Source organism: Streptomyces sp. WM4235 (assembly GCF_001279725.1).
Taxonomy (GTDB): domain Bacteria; phylum Actinomycetota; class Actinomycetes; order Streptomycetales; family Streptomycetaceae; genus Streptomyces.
Map to the genome: position 1 here is coordinate 1 of NZ_LGDE01000476.1, position 19,625 is coordinate 19,625.

The window sequence follows — 19,625 nt, forward strand, 5'->3', positions numbered from 1 at the left end:
GGGACTCGGGTACGGGCTGCTGCGACACCTCAACGAGGAGACCGCCGCCGTCCTCGCCCCGCACCCCACCGGCCAGATCGCCTTCAACTACCTCGGCCGGTTCGCCGCCACCGACACGCCCGCCCACCTCAGGGGAGAGGGCTTCACCGAAGCGGGCACCGGGCTGACCGCGGCCCTCGACCCCGCCATGCCGGCGATGGCGACCGTCGACGTCAACGCCTTCGTCGCCGACACCGACAACGGCCCCGCCCTCCAGGCCCGCTTCGACTTCCCCACCGGCCTGCTGTCCCGCGAGGACGTCCGGGAACTCGCCGACCTGTGGCACACCGCGCTGGAGGCACTGGCCCGGCACGCCACGCGGCCCGGCGCCGGCGGCCTGACCCCCTCCGACGTACCGCTCGTCACCGTCCGCCAAGGCGAACTGGAGACCTGGGAGAAGCAGTACCCCGGACTCGCCGACGTATGGCCCCTCACCGGCCTCCAGGAAGGCCTGCTCTTCCAGTCCCGGCTGGCCGAGTCCGGGCACGACGCCTACCACGTCCAGATGGTCCACCACCTCGACGGAGAGGTGGACCCCGACCGGATGCGCCGCGCCGGCCAGGCCCTCCTGGACCGCCACGCCGCCCTGCGGACCGCCTTCGTCCCCGGCCTGTCCGGCGACCGGGTGCAACTCGTCGTCGACGGCGTCCGGCTGCCCTGGCGACAGGAGGACCTGCGGGACCTGGACGACGAGGCCCGCGACGACGCCCTGCGGCGCTTCCTCGACGCCGACCGGCAGGACCACTTCGACCCCGCCGTCGCACCGCTGCTGCGCATGGCACTGCTGCGGACCTCCGACACGGACGCCCGGCTCGTGCTGACCGCGCACCACGTCCTCTTCGACGGCTGGTCCCTGCCCCTGCTGACCCGCGACCTGATGGCGCTGTACGCCTCCGAAGGCGACCCCGGCGCGCTGCCCCGGGTCCGCGGCTACCGCGACTTCCTCACCTGGCTCGCCGCCCGGGACCACGAGGCCTCCGCACGGGCCTGGGCCGAGGAACTCGACGGCACCGACGAGCCGACCCTCCTCGCCGTCGGCAGGGGCGGGCCCGACCCCGACCCCGCCGCCGACGCGGACACCGGCGACACCGGCCGGCTCGACGTCCCGCTCACCCCCGACACGGCTCGCGAGTTGACCCGGCGCGCCGCCGAACTGGGCGTCACCCTCAACACCCTGGTCCAGGGCGCGTGGGCGCTGGTGCTCGCCGGCCTGACCGGCCGCCGGGACGTCGTCTTCGGCACCACCGTCTCCGGCCGCCCGCCCACCGTCCCCGACGCCGACGCGATGGTCGGACTGTTCATCAACACCCTGCCGGTCCGGGTCCGCCTCTCCCCGTGGGACACCCTCGGCGAAATGCTGACCGCGCTCCAGGGCCGGCAGGCCGCCCTGCTGGACCACCATCACGTCTCACTCGCCGACGTCCAGCGCTCCACCGGGCTGCCCGTCCTCTTCGACACCGTCGTCGTCTTCGAGTCCTTCCCCGTCGACCGCACGGCCATCGCCGAGGCCGGCGGCGACGCCGGGGTCCGAGTGGCCCGGATCGGCTCCGACGGCGGCACCCACTACCCGTTCGGCGTCGCCGCCACCGCCGACCCGCACCTGCGGATCGCCATGCGGTACCGGCAGCCCCTGGTCGGCGCCGATACCGCCGAGGACGTCGCCGAGCGGTTCGCGCGGGTCCTGGAGCTCATCGCGGCCGACCCCGGCACCCCGCTCGGCGTCCTGGACACCCTCACCGGCCCCGACCGGGACAAGGTGCTCGCCGGTTTCAACGACACCGCCCGCGCGACGGCCCCCGGAACCGTCGCCGAGCAGTTCGCCCGCCAAGCGGCCGCCACCCCCGACGCCGTCGCCGTCCACTTCGAGGGCCGGCGATTGACCTACCGGGAGATCGACGCCCGCTCCGACGCCCTGGCCCACGAACTCGCCCGGCACGGGGTGGGGCCCGAGACGGTGGTGGCGGTGTCCGTACGGCGCTCGCCCGCCCTGGTCACCGCCCTGCTCGCGGTCCTGAAGGCCGGCGGCGCCTACCTTCCGGTCGACCCGGCCCTGCCCCCCGGCCGGATCGCGTTCATGGCGCGGGACTCCGGTGCCCGGCTCGCCCTCGTCGACGCCACGACCGCCGACGCCCTGTCCGCGTCGGAGGTCCCCGCCCTGCGGATCGACGCGCCGCCGCCGGCGCCCACCGAAGCCGAGACCGCCACCGCGGCCATGCCGGGCGTCCGCGCCACCGTCGACAACACCGCGTACGTCATCTACACCTCCGGCTCCACCGGCCTCCCCAAGGGAGTGGCCGTCACCCACCGGGGCTTGGCCGGCCTGGTCCTGTCCCACGTGGAACGGCTGGCGTTCACCCCTGCCGACCGCATGCTGCAACTGGTCTCGCCCAGCTTCGACGTCTCGCTGTGCGAGGTGTTCACCGCCCTGCTCTCCGGTGCCTCGCTGGTGATGGCGGACGCCGCCGAACTGGTCCCGGGCACGCCGCTGGCCGACACCGTCGAGCGGCACGGGGTGACCCACCTGATGCTCACCCCGACCATGCTCGCCGCCATGCCCGACGGATCCATGTCGGGTCTGTCCTGCCTGGTCCTGGGTGGCGAGGCGGCCGCCCCCGACCTCGTCGCCCGCTGGACGCCCGGCCGGCGCGTGGTCAACGTCTACGGCCCGACCGAGGCCACCGTCTGCGCCACCATGAGCCTGCCCCTCACCGGCGACGGCGGCGCCCGCCCCATCGGCCGGCCGGTCGCCGGTACCCGCGTCCACGTCCTCGACGGCGCGCTGCGCCCGGTCCCGCCCGGCGTCCCGGGCGAGCTGTACATCGCGGGCGCCGGGTTGGCCCGCGGCTACACGGGTCGGCCGGCCCTGACCGCCGGCCGGTTCCTCGCCTCCCCCTTCGGCGCACCCGGCGAGCGGATGTACCGCACCGGCGACGTGGTCGAGTGGACCGGCGACGGCGACCTGCTCTTCCGCGGGCGGACCGACGAACAGGTCAAGATCCGCGGGTTCCGCATCGAGCTCGGCGAGATCGAGGCCGCGCTGCGCGACCACCCGGACGTCCGGGAGGCGGTCGTCGTCGTCGACACCCGCACGGGCGATCGCCGGCTCGCCGGGTACGTCGTGGCCGCCGGAGAGGCGGAGCCCGACCCGGCCGATCTGGCCCGCCACCTGCGCGACCGGTTGCCCGGACACATGGTTCCGCCCTCGCTCCTCGTCATCGACGCGGTGCCGCTCACGGCGAGCCGCAAACTCGACCGCCGCGCCCTGCCCGCGCCCGACACGTCCCGGACCACGGCCGGACGCGCCCCGCAGAGCACCCGGGAGGCCATCATGTGCGGCCTGTTCGCCGAGGTGCTGGGGACCGGCCCGGTCGGGTCCACCGACGACTTCTTCGACCTGGGCGGCCACTCCCTGCTCGTCAACCGGCTGGTGACCCGGATCCGGGCCGTCCTGGGCGTCGAGGTGCCGCTGCGCGTGGTCTTCCAGTCGCCGACGGCCGCCGGACTCGCCGCCCGCCTCGAAGCGGACAGCGGCGCCGGCACCGCCTCGGACGCCGACCCGTTCGCGCCCGTCCTGACCGTCAAGGGAGACGGGGACCGCGAACCGCTGTGGTGGGTGCACCCCGGCGGCGGCCTGAGCTGGCCCTACCTGGGCTTCGCCGGACTGCTCCCCAAGGACCGGCCGGTGTACGGGCTCCAGGCGAAGGGCTTCGACGGGTCGACTCCACTGCCCGGCTCGGTGGCGGAGATGGTCGACGACTACGTGGCGGAGGTCCTGGCGGTGCAGCCCGAAGGGCCCTTCCACCTGATGGGCCTGTCCAGCGGCGGCACCCTGGCCCACGCGATGGCCGCGGAACTGCGGCGTCGCGGTCACGAGGTGGGACTGGTGGCGCTGCTCGACAGCGTGCCGAGCAGCAGTCTCGCCGGCCGGCCCCTGCCGACCGAGACCGAGTTCCGCGACTACTTCGCCCAGCACCTCACCGGAGCCGTCGGCGCCGACGACTACGAGAGCCTCGTCGAGACCGCCGTTCGGATCGGGCTCAACTACACGTCCCTGATGCCCGGCTTCCCGGTGCCCGTCTTCGACGGCGACGTGCTGCTCTTCGACGCGGTGCCCAAGCCGGAGGGCACCTACGCGCCGACGTGGGCGCCGTACGTCGGCGGCACCGTGCACCGCCACCCCGTCCACGCCGCCCACGAGGACCTGTACCTGCCGGGACCGGCGGCGGAGATCTGCGCCGTCATCACCCGCGAACTCGCCGGCCGCTGAGCCGCCGTTCCGGCGGCGAGCGCGCCCGCCGGTCCCGCTTTTCCGACACGAGGGGAAATCGCATGGATACCAGTGCTCCGGAGACCTACGACGTCGTGGGCGTCGGCTTCGGGCCCTCCAACCTGTCGCTGGCCGTCGCACTGGAGGAGGGCTCGCATCCGGTCAGCTCCGCCTTCTTCGAGCGGCAGCCGTCGCTGGGCTGGCACCGGGGCATGCTGCTGCCCTCGGCGAAGATGCAGGTGTCCTTCCTGAAGGACCTGGCGACCTTCCGCGACCCCGCGTCGCGGTTCGGCTTCGTCTCCTACCTGCACGACGTGGGCCGTCTCACCCGCTTCGTCAACAACCAGGACTTCTTCCCCACCCGGCGGGAGTTCCACGACTACCTCGAATGGGCCGAGTCGAAGCTGACCCTGAAGGCCGACTACTCCTGCGAGGTCACCGGGATGTCGGCGGTCCCCGCGGACGACGGCGGGCCCGCGCGGCGCGTCCGCGTCCGGATGCGGGACGCCGCTGGCGGCACCCGGTCCGTCGAGGCGCTCAACGTGGTCGTCTCCACCGGCCTGGTGCCCCGGATGCCCGCCGGGCTGGAGGCCGGCGAACACGTCTGGCACAGCTCGCGGTTCCTGCACCGGCTGCGGGAGCGGCAGGGTCGCCCGCTGCGCCGGGTGGCGGTCGTCGGCGCCGGCCAGAGCGCCGCCGAAATCGTCAGGTACCTCCACGACCACCTGCCCGAGGTCCGGGTGACGGCGATCGTGCCGTCGTACGGTTACGCCATCGCCGACGACACGCCCTTCGCCAACCAGGTGTTCGACCCGGAGGCGGTGGACCGCTACTTCCACGGCTCGCAGCGGTCCAAGGACGCGATCTGGGACAACCACCGGAACACCAACTACTCGGTGGTCGACGACGAGGTCATCCGGGGCCTGTACGAGCGCGCCTACGAGGACGAGTTCAACGGCGCCGGCCGGCTGGACTTCCGCAACCTGGCGCGGGTCACCGACGCCCGGCCCGCCGGCGGCCACACCCGGATCACCGTGCACTCACTGGCCGACGAGGAAACGTACGACCTGGACGTCGACGTCCTGGTCTGCGCGACCGGATACGCCCCGATGGATCCCGCGGCGGTCCTCGGCGACCTCGACGCGTACTGCCTGCGCGACGAGAACGGCCGGCACCGGGTCACCCGCGACTACCGCATGGTCACGGGGGAGGGCCTGGACGCGGGGCTCTACCTCCAGGGCGGCACCGAGCACACCCACGGACTCGCGTCCTCACTGCTGTCGAACATCGCCGTCCGCAGCGGTGACATCGCGCGATCGATCACGGCCCGGCTGCTGTCCGGTGCCACCACGAAGGGAACCGACGCATGAGCAGCAACCCGTTCGACGACGAGACCGGCCGCTTCCTCGTCCTGGTCAACGACGAGGAGCAGCACTCGCTGTGGCCTTCCTTCGCCGCCGTGCCCGACGGCTGGCGGGTCGTGTTCGGCGAGGAGGGCCGGCAGGAGTGCGAGGCGTACGTGGAGGCGAACTGGTCGGACATGAGGCCCAGGAGCCTGCGCGAGGCCATGGCGAACGGCTGAAGGGACACGGTGAAGGGGAACCTCATGACCAGTCCGGCCGAGCGCTGGGGCATCCACCCGGAGCACTTCTGGCTCCACGGACGCGGCCCGGGGCATCCGGTCGAGTTCGACGAGAAGACCAACGCCTGGAACGTCTACGGCTACCGCGAGGCCGTGGAGGTCCTCAGCACCCCGCAGGTCTTCTCCTCGCACATGGCGAGACTGCTGCCGATGGGCGCCGACGAGTCGTTCACCGAGGGCGACCTGCTCCAGACCGACCCGCCGGACCACCGCGAACTGCGCAGCCTGGTCGGCCACGCCTTCACCCCGAAGGTGGTGGCCGACCTGGAGCCCCGGATCACCGCGCTCACCCACGAGCTGCTGGACGCGGTGGCCGACCGGGACCGGTTCGACCTGATGACGAGCCTGGCCTACCCGCTGCCGGTGACCGTGGTGGCGGAGCTGCTGAGCATCCCGGCCGCCGACCGGCACCTGTTCGAGGGCTGGATGACGCAGATGGTGCTCAGCCTCGGCGACGTGTCCATGGAGGACGATGCCGAGGACCAGGAACGCATCTTCGAGGCGGGCATGGTCCCCATGCGCAAGATGCTGGAGTACCTGCGCGAGCACACGGCCGAGTGCCGGCGCCGCGGTGAGCGGGACGACCTGCTGGGCCGGCTCGCCTCGGCGCGGCTGGGCGGACGCGGGCTGAGCGACAACCACATCGTCAACTTCGCCAAGATGCTGTTGATCGCGGGGTATCTGACGACCACCATGCTGATCGGCAACACGGTGCTGTGCCTGGACAGTTACCCCGAGCAGGCGGCCAGGGTGCGGCGCGACCGGTCACTGGTGCCCGGTCTTCTGGAGGAGTCCATGCGCTTCATGAGCCCGGTGGCCGCGACGTACCGCGCCACCACGGCGGAGGTGGAGGTCGCCGGGCGGCGGCTGGACGCGGACCAGATGGTCATGGTGTGGTTCGGGGCCGCGAACAGGGACCCGCGGCAGTTCGCGGATCCGGACGTCTTCGACGTGACCCGCGGGCCCAACCCGCACCTCGGGTTCGGCCGCGGCATCCACTTCTGTCTCGGCGGCCCGCTGGCGCGGATGGAGGGTCGGGTCGCGCTGAACCTGCTCTTCGACCGCTTCCCGGAGCTTCTCACCGACCCCGACCACCCGCCGACGTTCATGCCCGGCTTCGACACCACCGGGGTGGCGACCCTGCCGGTGCGCACCTCACGGGACTGACGCACGACGGAGCACGGCCTGCGGCGGCGGCCCCCTCGGGGGCCGCCGCCGCAGGCATGTCGGCGCCACTGTGGCGCCAGCGTACAAGGGAACGGCGCCGACAGGATCCCTCAGGCTCGGCCCTCGCTTGAAACGGTCGGGTCGCGTCCGATCGAGGAGTGGCGCCCTGGCCTGGTTGTGGATGGCGCCATGCGTGTGCCATCATGGCGCTATGAAGTTGACGCCCTTCGTCGAGAACGTCCGCGGCGAGTTCCTCGTCGCCGCGGAGGCGGCCGGCGGGGAAGCCCTCGCCGTCGCGGAACGCCTCGCTTCCGCGCTGGACGCCTCCGTACGACTGACCCTCCTCGGGGTGCTGTCCGCGGCGGCGGACGAGGTCTCCCGTGACCTCGCCCCACAGGCCGTCGAGGTTCGGCTGCGCGGGCTCGACCCCGCCCTCGTGGTGACCCCGACGGCCGGTCCCCGCACCGCGAAGGCCCCGCAACCGCAACCGCAACCGCAACCGGAGTCGCACCCGCCCGCCGCCGAAGAGGACGGCGCCCCGGCACGCATCAACTTCCGCCCGCCGGAACACCTCAAGGCGCGCATCGAGGAAGCGGCCGGCCGGGAGGGCCTGTCGGTGAACACCTGGCTGGTCCGGGCCGTCACCGCGACCCTGGGCGGGCCGCCCCGCCCCGAGGGCCCGCCGGCGCAGGAAGGGCAGTACAACGTGGGTTGGGTGCGCTAGCGCACCCGTCCGCACCGACGGCTCACCAGGGAAGGCCGGCATGACAACGTTCAAGACCCCGGGACCGATCTCCGCTCGCATCGAGATCCCCCACGGCAACCTGTCCATCAGGGCGGCGGACCGCGACGACACCGTCGTCGAGGTGCGTCCGACCGACCCCTCCGACCCCGCCGACGTCAAGGCCGCCGAACAGGCACGCGTCGACTGCACGCACGACCGGCTCTCGGTCCGCGTCGCCGGACAGGGCATCCACTGGCCGGGATCCGCCCGCCAGGTCGGTTCCGTGGACCTGGACGTCGAACTGCCCGCCGGATCCCAGGTCCGCGGCCGCGGCACCGCGGTCACCCTGCGGGCCGAGGGCCGGCTCGGCGAGTGCCGCTTCGAGGCCGCGCACGGCGACTTCCGCTTCGACGAGGCGGGGCCGCTGCGGCTCAGCACCTCCCGGGGTGAGATCGCCGTCGGCCACGCCGTCGGCAGCGTCAGGATCGGCAACGGCTCGGGCGGCGTCCGCGTCGACAGGATCGACGGCTCCGCCCACATCGGCAACGACCACGGCGAGACCCGGATCGGGGAGATCACCGGCGAGTTGCGGCTGAGCGGCATGAACGGCGACTTCCACGTGGAGCGGGCGCAGGGCGACGTCGAGGCGAAGACCGCCCACGGCCGGATCCGCCTCGCCGAGATCGTCCGCGGCACCGTCGTACTCACCGCCTCCTCCGCCGAGATCGAGATCGGCATCCGGGAGGGCACGGCCGCCCGGCTCGACGTGAGCACCTTGACCGGAACCGTGCACAACGCCCTGAAGACCGTCGGCGGCCCCGCGACCGGAGACGAGATCGTCGAGGTGCGCGTGCGCACCTACAGCGGCGACATCGCCGTCCACCGTTCCTGAACACATCGCGCCCACCCCACGGACGGGCCTCGGCACACCCGCGAACGCACGCGGCCGAGGCCGGGCGGCCCGGGAGTCCTTCGTCCCCCGTGGCTCCTGGGCCGCCACCCCGATCGTTCCCCCACCGGAGAGACGTGCACCCATGAGGGAAGAACTATGACAACAGCCGAACGGGTCGTGATCGACGTCGACGGCCTGCGCATGAGTTACGGCACCGCCGAGGTCCTGAGGGATGTCACCTTCCGCGTCCGGCACGGGGAGGTGGTCTGCCTGCTCGGGCCGAACGGAGCGGGCAAGACCACCACGCTGGAGATCCTGGAGGGCTTCCGCACCCGCTCCGCCGGCCGGGTCGAGGTCCTGGACACCGACCCCGCGCACGCCGACGAGCCCTGGCGGGCCCGGGTCGGCGTCGTCCTGCAGTCCTGGCGCGACCACGGCCGCTGGCGGGTCCGCGAGCTGCTGGCGCACCTCGGCCTCTACTACGCCCGGTACTCCACGCAGTCCGTCCGGCGCCCCTGGGACACCGACGAGCTCGTCGCCGCGGTCGGCCTGACCGCGCAGGCGGACAAGAAGGTCCGGATGCTCTCCGGCGGCCAGCGCCGCCGCCTCGACGTCGCCGTGGGCATCGTGGGCCGCCCCGAACTGCTCTTCCTGGACGAGCCGACCGCCGGACTGGACCCGGTCGCCCGGCGCGAGTTCCACGACCTCGTGGCCCGGCTCGCCCGCGAACAGGACACCACCATCGTCCTGACCACCCACGACCTGCACGAGGCACAGAAGCTCGCGGACCGCATCATGATCCTCAGGGGCGGCCGGATCATCGCCGACGGCACCGCCCAGGAACTCGCCGAACGCATCGTCGGCGAGGACGAGGTCCGCTGGTCGCGCGACGGCTCGCAGTACCACCGGACGACCTCGGACTCCACCAAGTTCGCCTTCGACCTCTTCCGGCAGTACGGGGAGTCGGTCACCGACCTGGAGATCCGCAAGGCGACGCTGGAGGACACCTACCTCTCCCTGGTGCGGCAGCAGGCCGACGCCGGCGGAGCCGAGACCGGGGCGACCACCCCGGCGGACGAGTTGGGGGAACCGGCCCGATGAACAGGACCGCACTGCGCGCGGGATGGGCCCGCGGCGGCATCGAACTGCGCCAGTCGTTCACCAACGGCGGCGATCTGTTCAACCACTTCTTCTGGCCGGTGCTGATGCTGGTCGTGCTCTACTTCCTCAGGGACGTGTCCTTCGGGGACAGCGGGTTCGAGCTCGGCACCCTGGTCCTGCCCGGCATCCTCGGCATGAACGCCGCCATGGCCATGGTCTCGATGAGCCAGTTGCTGACGGCGGAACGCGAGGACGGAACGCTGCTCAGGGCCAAGGCCACCCCGCACGGCATGCCCGCCTACCTCATCGGAAAGATCATTTCCGTGGCCGGCGGCGTGATCGTCGACCTCGCCATCTTCCTCGTGCCGGCCCTGTTCCTCATCCCCGGCCTCACGGTCGGCGACCTGGGTTCCTGGCTGACGCTCGGCTGGGTCCTGCTCCTGGGCCTGGTGGCCACCCTGCCGATCGGCGCGGTCCTGGGATCGGTGTTCAGCAGCGCCCGCAGCCAGGGCCTGCTCACCCTGCCCATTCTCGCCATGATCGGCACCTCGGGGATCTTCTACCCCATCACCTCGATGCCCGAATGGGTGCAGTGGGTCGCCCAGGTCTTCCCGATCTACTGGCTCGGCCTCGGCATGCGCTCGGCCCTGCTGCCCGACGACGCCGTCACCGTCGAACTCGGCGAGTCCTGGCGGCACCTGGAGACCGTCGGGGTGCTCACCGCCTGGGCGGTGGTGGGCCTGGTCCTCGCCCCGATCGTCCTGCGCCGCATGGCCCGCCGGGAGTCCGGCTCGACCGTCGCCGCCCGCCGCGAGAAGGCCATGCAGCGCGTCGGCTGAGGAACCGCGGCGACAGCCTTCCCGTACGGCCGCCCGTACGCCTGTACGCCCGTACGCCCCTCAGTGCCGCCCCCGCGTGCCGTCGCGGGGGCCCGCCGCGGCTGTCCCGTCGCCGGGACAACACCCCTCGTACGGACCGGCCTTGACACCGCGGACCGCCCGCTTGAAGACTGAACGCGCTTGCCGAATTCGCCGCCCCATTCGCAGCGGCGGCCGCGCGGAACGCGCATCGGCGACCCCCTGCCTGATTCCCGGAAGGACACTCCTGTGACCTCGCCCGTCGACACGTGGGACATGCACCCGGGCCATTTCTGGCTGCGTGGCCAGCGGCCGGAGAAACTCGTCGACTACGACGAGGAACTGCAGTTGTGGAACGTCTACGGGTATCCCGAAGCGGCTGCGATACTCGGCGACCCCCGGACCTTCTCCAGCGACACCATGCGGCTGGACCCCATCAAACTCGACGAGTCGGTGGTGGAGGGGGACTTCAGCCACACCGACCCGCCGCTCCACCGCAAGCTGCGCGGACTCGTCGACTACGCCTTCACTCCTCAACTCGTCGCGAAGCTCGAATCCAGGGTCCAGGGCATCGTCGACGAACTCGTCGACCAGATCGACGGAAAGCAGAAGTTCGACCTCGTCGCGGAATTCGCCGCCCCGCTGCCGCTCATCATGATTTCCGACCTCCTGGGGGTCCCGGAAAGCGACCGCGCCGTCTTCCGCACATGGATGGACAAGATGCTCGACGGCTCGGAGAAGTTCGAGTCGCCGGAGACCGTCCTGGAACAGGAAGAAGAACTCCACAAGGAACTCGAACTCCTCTGGGAAATGCGCGACTACTGGCACGAGCGGGCGGCGGAGAGCCGCAGGCGACCGCGCGAGGACCTGATCAGCAAGCTCGTCCACGCCGAACTGGGCGGCGAACGCCTCAACGACAGCCAGATCGCGAACATCGCCAACCGCCTGCTCGTCAACGGACACCTCACCACGGCCATGCTCATCGCCAACACCGTGCTCTGCCTGGACGCCTTCCCCGACCAGGACGCCCGGGTCCGGGCCGATCGTGCGCTGGTCCCTCCGCTCCTGGAGGAGTCCATGCGGTACATGAGCCCCATATGCGGCGTCGGCCGCGCCACGAACGCCGCGGTGGAGGTGGCCGGCACGGTCATCCCCGCGGACCAGCTGATGATCGTGTGGACCGGCGCCGCGAACCGGGACGAGCGGCAGTTCCAGGACCCCGACCGGTTCGACGCGGGGCGATCCCCCAACGCGCACCTCGGTCTCGGACGCGGCATCCACTTCTGCCTGGGCCGCCAACTGGCCCGGATGGAGAGCCGGGCGGCGGTGGAGACCCTGCTGGACCGCCTGCCCAACCTGCGGGCCGACCCGGCGAACCCGCCGACGTTCCTGCAGGTGGTGGATGCCAGCGGCGTCGCCACCCTGCCCGTCGTCACCCAGTGACCGCCCCGAAGCCCCCGGCAAGGAGAAGCGTGATGACCACGGTCGTGGAACGGTGGAACATCCACCCCGAGCACGAGTGGCTGCGCGGCCACCGGCCCGCCTCGCCCGTCCTCTTCGACGAGGCGCAGGGAGTGTGGAACGTCTACGGCCACGCCGAGGCCCGCCACATCCTCGGTGACCACGCCACGTTCACCTCCGACCTCGCCCACCTCCTGCCGGTCTCGGTCGACGCCCCGCTGTTGGAGGGGGACATGTCGCAGATGGACCCGCCGCGGCACCGCACCTACCGGCAGCTCGTCAGCCGTGCCTTCACTCCGCGGCTGGTCGCCGGCATGGAGGCGCGGGTCGCCGACATCACCCGGGACCTGCTCGACGCCGTCGAGGGCCGGCCGGAGATCGAGGTCGCGGCCGACCTGGCCTACCCGCTGCCGGTCATCGTCATCGCCGAGCTGCTCGGCGTCCCGGCCGAGGACCGGACCCTGTTCCGGACATGGGCCGACGACATCATCGAGGGCTTCAGCGGCTTCAGCTTCCTCGACGGCAGCGGCCAGGGCGCCGCCGACGTCCGCGACGCCACCGAAAGACTGCGCCCGCTCCTCGACTACATGGCCGGGCACGTGCGCGACCGGCGGCGCAACCCCCGCGAGGACCTGCTGACACACCTCGTGCAGGCCGAGGCGGACGGCCGCCGCCTGACCGACAACGAGATCGTCAACGTCGCGAACATCCTGCTCGTCACCGGCCACGTCACCACCACCATGCTCCTCGGGAACACCGTCCTGTGCCTGGACGCCTACCCCGAGGCGGCCGCGAAGGTCCGCGCGGACCGCACGCTGGTGCCGGGCGCCATCGAGGAGGCCCTGCGTCTGCTGTCGCCCTCCACCGCGCTCGCCCGCGCGACCCGGACCGAGGTGGAGATCGCCGGGACCACCATCCCCAAGGACCAGATCGTCATGCTCTGGCTGGGAGCCGGCAACCGCGACCCGCTGCAGTTCACCGACCCCGAGGCCTTCGACCCGTCCCGGGACCCCAACCCGCACTTCGGGTTCGGCCACGGAGTCCACTTCTGCATCGGCGCCCCCCTCGCCCGCCTGGAGGGCAAGATCGCGCTGAACGCCCTCCTCGACCGCTTCCAGGTGCTCCGAACGGACCCCGAGCGGCCCCCGACCTTCTTCCCGACACCCGACATGGTCGGCGTCAACACGCTCCCCCTGCTGACCTCCTGACTCCTGAGAGGAGACGCCTTGTCCGTCACCGAAGGGTCGGCCGGGACCGCCCCCGCCGAGCAGTCGCTGTCCCACATGGCCCTCGGCTTCGTCCCGGCCCGCATCCTCTACACCGCCGCCGAGCTGGGGATTCCCGAAGCCCTCGGCGACGGCCCCCGCACCCACCCCGACCTCGCGCGGCAGACCGGCACGGACCCCGCCGCGCTGCGCCGACTGCTGCGCGCCCTCGCCGGCCTGGGCCTCGTCACCCAGCTCGACGAGGAACGGTTCTCGCTGACCGCGCTCGGCCGCGGCCTGGCGGGGGCCGAACGCGACGACGTCATGCTCTCCACCGCGCCGGAGCTCTGGCGCGCCTGGGGCGAGCTGACGGAGGTCGTCCGCAGCGGCCGGCCCGCCCTGGACCCCGTCTCCGGGTTGACCGCCCACGAGACGATGCTCGCCGATCCGCAGACGGCTGCGAAGCTGCGCACCGGGATGGCCCAGGTCGGCGCGGTGTTCGCGCCGGGCGTCGTCGCGGCGTACGACTTCTCCCGCTTCTCCCTCCTCGCCGACCTCGGCGGCGACGACGGCACCCTGACCGCGGCCGTCCTGACCGCCGTGCCCGCGCTGCGCGCGGTGATCCACGAACGCGAGGAGAACCTGGAGCGCACCTCGGCCGCCCTGGCGGCCGCGGGGGTCGCCGACCGGTGCGAGCTCACCGCCGGCTCCGGGACGCCGCTGCCACCGGGATCCGACGCCTGCCTGCTCAACAACCTGGTCCGGGACCTGGGCGATGAGCGGGCCGGGGAGCTGCTGCGCGGCTGTCGTGCGGGCCTGCCGCCCACGGGACGGCTGCTGCTGGTGGAGACCCTGATGCCGCCGGTGCTGACCCCCGAGGCGTCGGCGGCGTACGGGCTCACCGACCTCAACAACCTGGTGTTCGCCGGGGGTCGGGAGCGTACCGAGGAGGAGTACGCGCAGTTGCTGGCCGGGGCCGGTTTCAAGTTGACCGGTACCTTCCCGGTCCCCGTGCCGGACGGCATGCCCGACTATCACGTCATCGAGGCGACCCCCACGACGTGACCTCACGCCGTGACCCCAAGACCTGACCCCACGTCGTGACCCCACGTCGTGACGCCACGACGTGACCGCAAGACCCGGCCCCCACGACCTGCCCCCGAAGACCTGCCCCCGACTCGGTGCCTCGCGAGCGGGCCGGTTCCTCCGATTCACGCCATGGAAGCGGTCGCGCGTACGTCGCATGCGCGGTTCCCGGACGCCGCGGCAGGAAGGCGGTTGACGTCGCCGACGTGTCCGAAGGACGTCGCCGCCGGCCTCACGGTCAGTCGGCAGGCGCGCGGTGATGGGACGTGCGAAGGCCGGGGGTCACCAGGTCAGGGTGACGAGCACCGTCCCTTCGGTGGTACGGACCGTCACCCTGCCCGTGTCGCCGTAGACCTCGCGCCGCCAGTCGGCGAACAGCCGCGCCAGACGGAGCGCGGCGTCACGGCTGAGGGCGTCGTCGGTGAAGTAGGAGGCGAAGGTGATCCGCGCCTCTCCGGCGGCGCTCACCTTCCGGACGCGGGTCTCCCGCACGGAGTCCTGGGAGACGGTGCCGTCGTCTGCCTTGGTGAGGTGCTGTTGGAGGTAGGCATGGAAGTCCCGGGTCATGTCGAACCAGTCCGCGGGCCCGCAGGGACCGCCCCCGTTGCCGATCTCGCCGTCGGTCGGCGGACCGGCGCCGCCGGCGCCGGTTTCCTGGTCGGTGGGTGGGCCGGCGTACCCACCGGTCTCCTCGTCCGTCGGCGGGCCCGCGTACCCGCCGCTCGGGTCATCAGTCGTCGTGTCGAGGCCGCAGTCGGCGGTCGGCGAGAAGGAGGGCGCGGGCGCAGCTCCTGCCGCCCCTCCCGATGCCGTGCTGCCGCACCCCGATCAGGGCGCACAGGAGCCCCGCCACCACCATGCGCCCGGCTGCCGGAACGGTTTTCCCCGCCATGCACTTCCCCCCCTCGGGCCCCTCATCAAAGAGGGGATCCCACCGGCGCCGGTTCCCCCGTCCCGGGACTGTCCGCCCATGGGGGCCGGTGCCACACGGGAAGGTGCGCGGGCCGAAGGGAGGGGGCCGGTGCTCTGGTCCTGTGGTGCGTCGTTCATGAGACGGATCCCCACCTATTGTCATCCGAGTGACGATAATAGTGACGCGGGCATGATCAGCTAGGGTGGCGCACGCCCGGTGGCGGAGTCTGGCCACCTCGGCGTAGGCGAACACCTTTCGGAGAAGTCAATTGACCACGCGTCAGCGCCTCAACGCGCAGGTGGGCGCCCTGCCCAATCCCCTGGTGGCGGCCCGGGCGATGACCGGCCCCTCCGCCCCGGACCGCATCGAGGACCCGGTGATCGCCAGGGGACAGCGCATCCGCACGGCCCTGGGACTGGCAGGCGTGACCTGGCTCCTTCTGGCCTACCCCCTGAGCGGAGGGCGCCAGGACTTCGTGCTCGGCAAGCTGGAGGAACTGCTGATCGGCTGCGCCATCGTCGTGGCGGCAGGGGTCGTCGCCGTCGCCCTCTGCATCCTCTCGGCCAGGCCGCCCTCGCGCCGCGTGTACGCCCGCCGTGTCACCGGCCCTCTGAAAGCGCTGGGCGCGCTGCCGCTCGGAGCCGGTGTGATCTGGCTGATGGTGGCGGCCCTGCGCGGTGACATCATCTCGATGTCGGATGTGGGCCCGCACGACATCACCTTGGGACTCTTCGGCACCACCCTGGGCACGATCTTCACCGGTCTCCTGATCGGCTTGCTGTTCGTCGCGGCCGCGCTCGTCTGCGTTGCCGTCCTCGTCGCGGCCGTGCTCTTCACCCTGACCGCCGCCTACACCGGCCTGAACTCCTGCTTCCGTACGGGGGAGGTGCACGAGCTGCTACCGGCCCTGCTTTCCCCGCTGCTGGTCTGGTCCCTCTACGTCTTCCAGCTCTTCGACGGCCCGGACGTGGCCGCGCCGCCCGTCGTGCTCTACGCCTTCTCGCTGGCCGGCCCGCTGTCCGTGTCCGCGCTGTCCCTGTGGGAGATACGGCGGCTGCGCACCCGGTACGGCGTTACGCTCGGCTCGCTGCTCGGCCGGTAGCCGCGAGGGCGGCCAGTTCACTGCGGTCGGTTGTCTCCTTTGCCGCTGGACCCACCCTGGAGGGCCCGGTCCTCGTTCGGATCGATCGCCGGGAGAGCCCTCAAGCGGACGGCGGGACCGACCACACGCCGAACCACTGCTCGGCCCCGTACTCCTCGAACCGCTCCACCTCGGCAAAACCCAGCTTCGCCGCGAGGCGCATCGAACGGTCGTTGGCCGTCTGGGTGCAGAGCACCACCGGTTCGCCGGGAACAGCACCGGCAAACCAGTCGAGTGCCGCCGTGCACGCCTCGGCCGCGTAGCCGCGTCCCCAACCTTCCGGCAGGAACGTGTAGCTGAGCTCGGCCTCCCCGGCATCCGGACGGATGCGCCCCGGACGCTCCGCGTTGCGCCGATCGAGCGTGACCATGCCGATCATCGCTCCGTCCAGTTCGATCACGAAAAGGCCGGTACGCCGTCCGGGCACGGCGGGCACCGCACGCTCGAGCTCATCACGCGGACGGGGGCCACCAAGGTAGGCGCGTACCTCGGGCGAGGCGAACAGCTCGATGAACGCCGCGCGGTCCCGGGCCTCGGACTCCCGCAGCACGAGCCGTTCGGTCCTGATCGGGGCGGGTGGCCAAGCCGTGCGGCCGAGTCCAGTCATGGCCGGTAATCTATCGCACGCCTGTCAGAGCGATCCGAAAGAGCGGGTCCCACCCTGATGGACTCCGAATGTGGCGCCCATCTTCACCAACTGGGCTTCCAACCACACCAGTTCATCCCTGCTCCTGCTCCTTCCCCTGTCCTCGACCCTCGGCGGCCGGCTGCGGATCACGTCGTCGTAGGGGGTGCCCCGCAGCGGGATGCACCTGGCCGGCTCACCGGTCCCGCCGCTGCGGACAGCGATCCGTTCCCGATCACCTCAGGGGTGGCACCGGTCGTCGTCTACCCACCCTCGCGTCATTCCGTGTCCTTGGGCGGGCCGGTTGTCCGCGGGGAACCCGCCGCACTCGGACCGGCCCGCAGCAGGTGGGCCTGCGCCGCGCCTCCGGCCTGCGCCGCGAGGAGCCGGCCACCCCCGCCGGGATCGGCATCGGCTCCTACGCGTAATAGCCGTGGCGCAGCCGGAACCTCATGGGGTCGGTGCCGGCCGCTTGGATGTGCCCCACCAGCAACGACCTCACCGGTTCGGGGAGCCGCCTGCCATGTGCTCCGGTCCAATCGAGGGACCCGAAGAGTTGGGCCGCGCCGTCGAGTTGGGCCGGGCTCGGCGAGGTGGCGAGTGCGGCGAGGATCAGGTCGGGGTCTTCGGCGAGCAACTGCTGCTGGACGGCCATGTCGTACCACTTCAGGCCGCCACCGGGCTCCCTGGCGGGGATCCCGGCCCATGCCAGCAGGACGCGGATCCGCTCGATGGCGTCGGGATGGCAGTGGTGGATGAGCGTGGCGAGGCGGGCCTGGACGTCGCGCAGTTGACCTGCCCAGGCCTCCAGGTCATCCCCCGGCGGGTGAGCCAGGTCCTTGGCCGCGTCGCGCAGCCCGGCGGGCGCGCCCTGGAGCCAACGCATTCGACGCCGGTCCTCCTCGGCCTCCTGCACGGCCAGCTCCGCCTGAACCTCCCGAGATCCGGTCAGACCTCGCTCCGCCAGCCACTCGGTGAGTGCCGGACCATCCCGCAGGTCGGCATCGCAGTCACCCGTCCCACGCAGACCGGATTGGTGGTGCAGCGTCCAGCAGGCGATCAGTTCCCCGGTCGCGTCGTGAACCATGATCGTTGGCCAGCCGTCGCACAGGCACCGGTCGCCGGTACCGCCGTCCACAATGGCCAGCATTCGGGCCAGGTCGGCGATTTCGGCACCGGTCACCACGATCTGCGCCACGTCGGCTGAGTTCGCCTCGTCAGGCGATGCTTCGACGATCACGACACGCCCGGCACGGTTCAGCACATCGCGCAGGCGAGCTGTTGTCGGAGCGCCCTCGGTCATGTCCGTCGTTCCCTCGTAGATCACATCCGTGAGGGTATCGACGTCGTTCCGGTGATGGGCCCGCACGCCCTCGTCTCCCGCACGCCCTCGTCTCCCGCACGATCGCCGATCAGGAGCAGTCCGGGAAGGACGGCAACGCCATGACCGTCAAAGGACCGGCCCGCACGGGACAGGGCCCGCGGACCCAAGGTTGCGGCAGGGTCGCCGTACGGGGTGTCAGCTGGTCCGCTGGAGGCGGACGGACCACTCGCTGCTGCCCGCACTATTGATCTCGGCGACGGTCCAGGTGCCATTGGCCAGGGCGAACTCGGCTCCCAGGGGCAGGGTCTGTGCTCCGCTCGCGCCACCCGGTACCTCGATGAAGAGTTTTACCCGCGCAGGCTGCCCCTCCTGCGCCGCCATCGCTCCGACCCCTCCGACAGTGCCGAAGGGTAGGCGCATGATCTGGCCTCCCCTGACAGTGAGCCTTTTCCAACCTCATGTTGAGGCGTGGTGAAGGACGAGTACGGCCTTGACGATGTCGGTGATCCGGTTGGTGCTGCAGCGGAGCTTCCGCAGGACGGCCCTTCAGGACAGCCATGGCCTGCTCGCCGACGCACCGGATCTTGGCGTGGCTGCTGTTGTGACGTCGCATCCATCGCTTCAGCCGGCGGCCCCGGAAGGGGACTCGGATGTGCCGACCGGCGCCTTGGTAGGCCTTGTCCGCCCAGCATTTCAGTCCCGCGGCGGCGAGCGCGTCGACGATCCCGTGGCTTCGGGCGGCGGTCAGGTCATGGGTGGAGCCTGGCAGAGCGGCCGAGGCCCAGAGCAGTCGGCCGAACGGATCGGTGAGGACCTGCACATTCATGCCGTGGCGTTTGTGTTTCCCCGAGTAGTACGGCGTGTCGACGGCGATCCGGTCGATCGGCAGCAGGGTGCCGTCCAGGATCACGAACGCCTTCGTCCGGGCCGTCTCCATCGCCTCGTCCAGGGACGGTGCGAGGACGCACAGGACTTCGATCGCCTCACGTATGTACCAGTAGACGGTCGCGATACCGATCCCGAACCCCGCGGCAAGCTGGGCATAGGTGTCACCGCACCGCAGATGGGCCAGGGCGAGCAGCGCCTGGCGGCCGGCGGTCAGTCGCCGCCACCGTGTACCGAGCTCCCGGCGCCTCGCGGTGAGCTGTCGCGTCAGATGCCGCAGGGTGCTGCTGGACAGA

At 71.7% G+C, this 19,625-nt stretch carries 16 protein-coding genes and 1 pseudogene; 12 read left to right on the top strand and 5 right to left on the bottom strand.

The annotated features are described in order from the left end of the window. From ADK55_RS35190 to ADK55_RS35240, 11 genes are all read left to right on the top strand, one after another. Positions 1-4,306, top strand: a 4,306-nt coding sequence (locus ADK55_RS35190) for a non-ribosomal peptide synthetase (protein WP_053685044.1), incomplete at its 5' end; no start/stop codon positions are given. A gap of 62 nt (positions 4,307-4,368) precedes the next feature. Beyond that, positions 4,369-5,676 (top strand): lysine N(6)-hydroxylase/L-ornithine N(5)-oxygenase family protein, encoded by a 1,308-nt coding sequence (locus ADK55_RS35195; RefSeq protein WP_053685046.1) that lies wholly within the window; start codon positions 4,369-4,371, stop codon positions 5,674-5,676. Then, positions 5,673-5,888, top strand: a complete 216-nt coding sequence (locus ADK55_RS35200) for an MbtH family protein (protein WP_053685048.1) — start codon at positions 5,673-5,675, stop codon at positions 5,886-5,888. The genes ADK55_RS35195 and ADK55_RS35200 overlap by 4 nt, the downstream gene beginning before the upstream one ends. A 24-nt stretch (positions 5,889-5,912) precedes the next feature. Next, positions 5,913-7,115, top strand: a complete 1,203-nt coding sequence (locus tag ADK55_RS35205; RefSeq protein WP_053685075.1) for a cytochrome P450 — start codon at positions 5,913-5,915, stop codon at positions 7,113-7,115. Positions 7,116-7,326: 211 nt separating this feature from the next. After that, positions 7,327-7,839 (top strand): hypothetical protein, encoded by a 513-nt coding sequence (locus tag ADK55_RS35210; RefSeq protein WP_053685051.1) that lies wholly within the window; start codon positions 7,327-7,329, stop codon positions 7,837-7,839. Between the two features lie 40 nt (positions 7,840-7,879). Continuing rightward, the gene (locus ADK55_RS35215) at positions 7,880-8,731 is read left to right on the top strand and encodes a DUF4097 family beta strand repeat-containing protein (RefSeq protein WP_053685053.1); all 852 of its coding nucleotides are present in this window, start codon (positions 7,880-7,882) and stop codon (positions 8,729-8,731) included. Between the two features lie 156 nt (positions 8,732-8,887). Next, positions 8,888-9,832 carry an ABC transporter ATP-binding protein gene (locus ADK55_RS35220; RefSeq protein ID WP_053685055.1) on the top strand — a complete coding sequence of 315 codons (945 nt, stop codon included), beginning with the start codon at positions 8,888-8,890 and terminating at the stop codon, positions 9,830-9,832. Continuing rightward, positions 9,829-10,671 carry an ABC transporter permease gene (locus ADK55_RS35225; RefSeq protein ID WP_053685057.1) on the top strand — a complete coding sequence of 281 codons (843 nt, stop codon included), beginning with the start codon at positions 9,829-9,831 and terminating at the stop codon, positions 10,669-10,671. The genes ADK55_RS35220 and ADK55_RS35225 overlap by 4 nt, the downstream gene beginning before the upstream one ends. A 267-nt stretch (positions 10,672-10,938) precedes the next feature. Beyond that, the gene (locus tag ADK55_RS35230; RefSeq protein WP_053685059.1) at positions 10,939-12,132 is read left to right on the top strand and encodes a cytochrome P450; all 1,194 of its coding nucleotides are present in this window, start codon (positions 10,939-10,941) and stop codon (positions 12,130-12,132) included. A 32-nt stretch (positions 12,133-12,164) separates the two neighbouring features. Further along, on the top strand, positions 12,165-13,358 hold the full coding sequence (locus tag ADK55_RS35235; protein WP_053685061.1) for a cytochrome P450: 1,194 nt from the start codon (positions 12,165-12,167) through the stop codon (positions 13,356-13,358). Between the two features lie 18 nt (positions 13,359-13,376). Further along, positions 13,377-14,420: a methyltransferase gene (locus ADK55_RS35240; RefSeq protein ID WP_053685063.1), complete on the top strand. Its 1,044-nt coding sequence runs from the start codon at positions 13,377-13,379 to the stop codon at positions 14,418-14,420. Between the two features lie 303 nt (positions 14,421-14,723). On the opposite strand, the gene ADK55_RS35245 is transcribed toward ADK55_RS35240, so the two are convergent. Next, positions 14,724-15,008: a hypothetical protein gene (locus tag ADK55_RS35245; RefSeq protein ID WP_053685065.1), complete on the bottom strand. Its 285-nt coding sequence runs from the start codon at positions 15,006-15,008 to the stop codon at positions 14,724-14,726. Between the two features lie 614 nt (positions 15,009-15,622). Between ADK55_RS35245 and ADK55_RS35250 the strand changes: the two genes are divergently transcribed. Beyond that, positions 15,623-16,456 carry a hypothetical protein gene (locus ADK55_RS35250; RefSeq protein ID WP_053685067.1) on the top strand — a complete coding sequence of 278 codons (834 nt, stop codon included), beginning with the start codon at positions 15,623-15,625 and terminating at the stop codon, positions 16,454-16,456. Positions 16,457-16,556: 100 nt separating this feature from the next. Here the strand turns inward: ADK55_RS35250 and ADK55_RS35255 are convergent, their stop codons facing one another. The 4 genes and pseudogenes from ADK55_RS35255 to ADK55_RS37285 form a co-directional block, all read right to left on the bottom strand. After that, entirely contained in the window at positions 16,557-17,102 is a 546-nt protein-coding gene (locus ADK55_RS35255) for a GNAT family N-acetyltransferase (protein WP_053685069.1), read from the bottom strand. 436 nt (positions 17,103-17,538) lie between these two features. Further along, positions 17,539-18,447, bottom strand: a complete 909-nt coding sequence (locus ADK55_RS35260) for a hypothetical protein (protein ID WP_159041652.1) — start codon at positions 18,445-18,447, stop codon at positions 17,539-17,541. 192 nt (positions 18,448-18,639) lie between these two features. Beyond that, entirely contained in the window at positions 18,640-18,864 is a 225-nt protein-coding gene (locus ADK55_RS35265; protein WP_267887377.1) for a DUF6406 domain-containing protein, read from the bottom strand. Positions 18,865-18,900: 36 nt separating this feature from the next. Beyond that, a pseudogene (locus ADK55_RS37285) lies at positions 18,901-19,624 on the bottom strand (transposase family protein). Position 19,625: the final 1 nt, after the last annotated feature.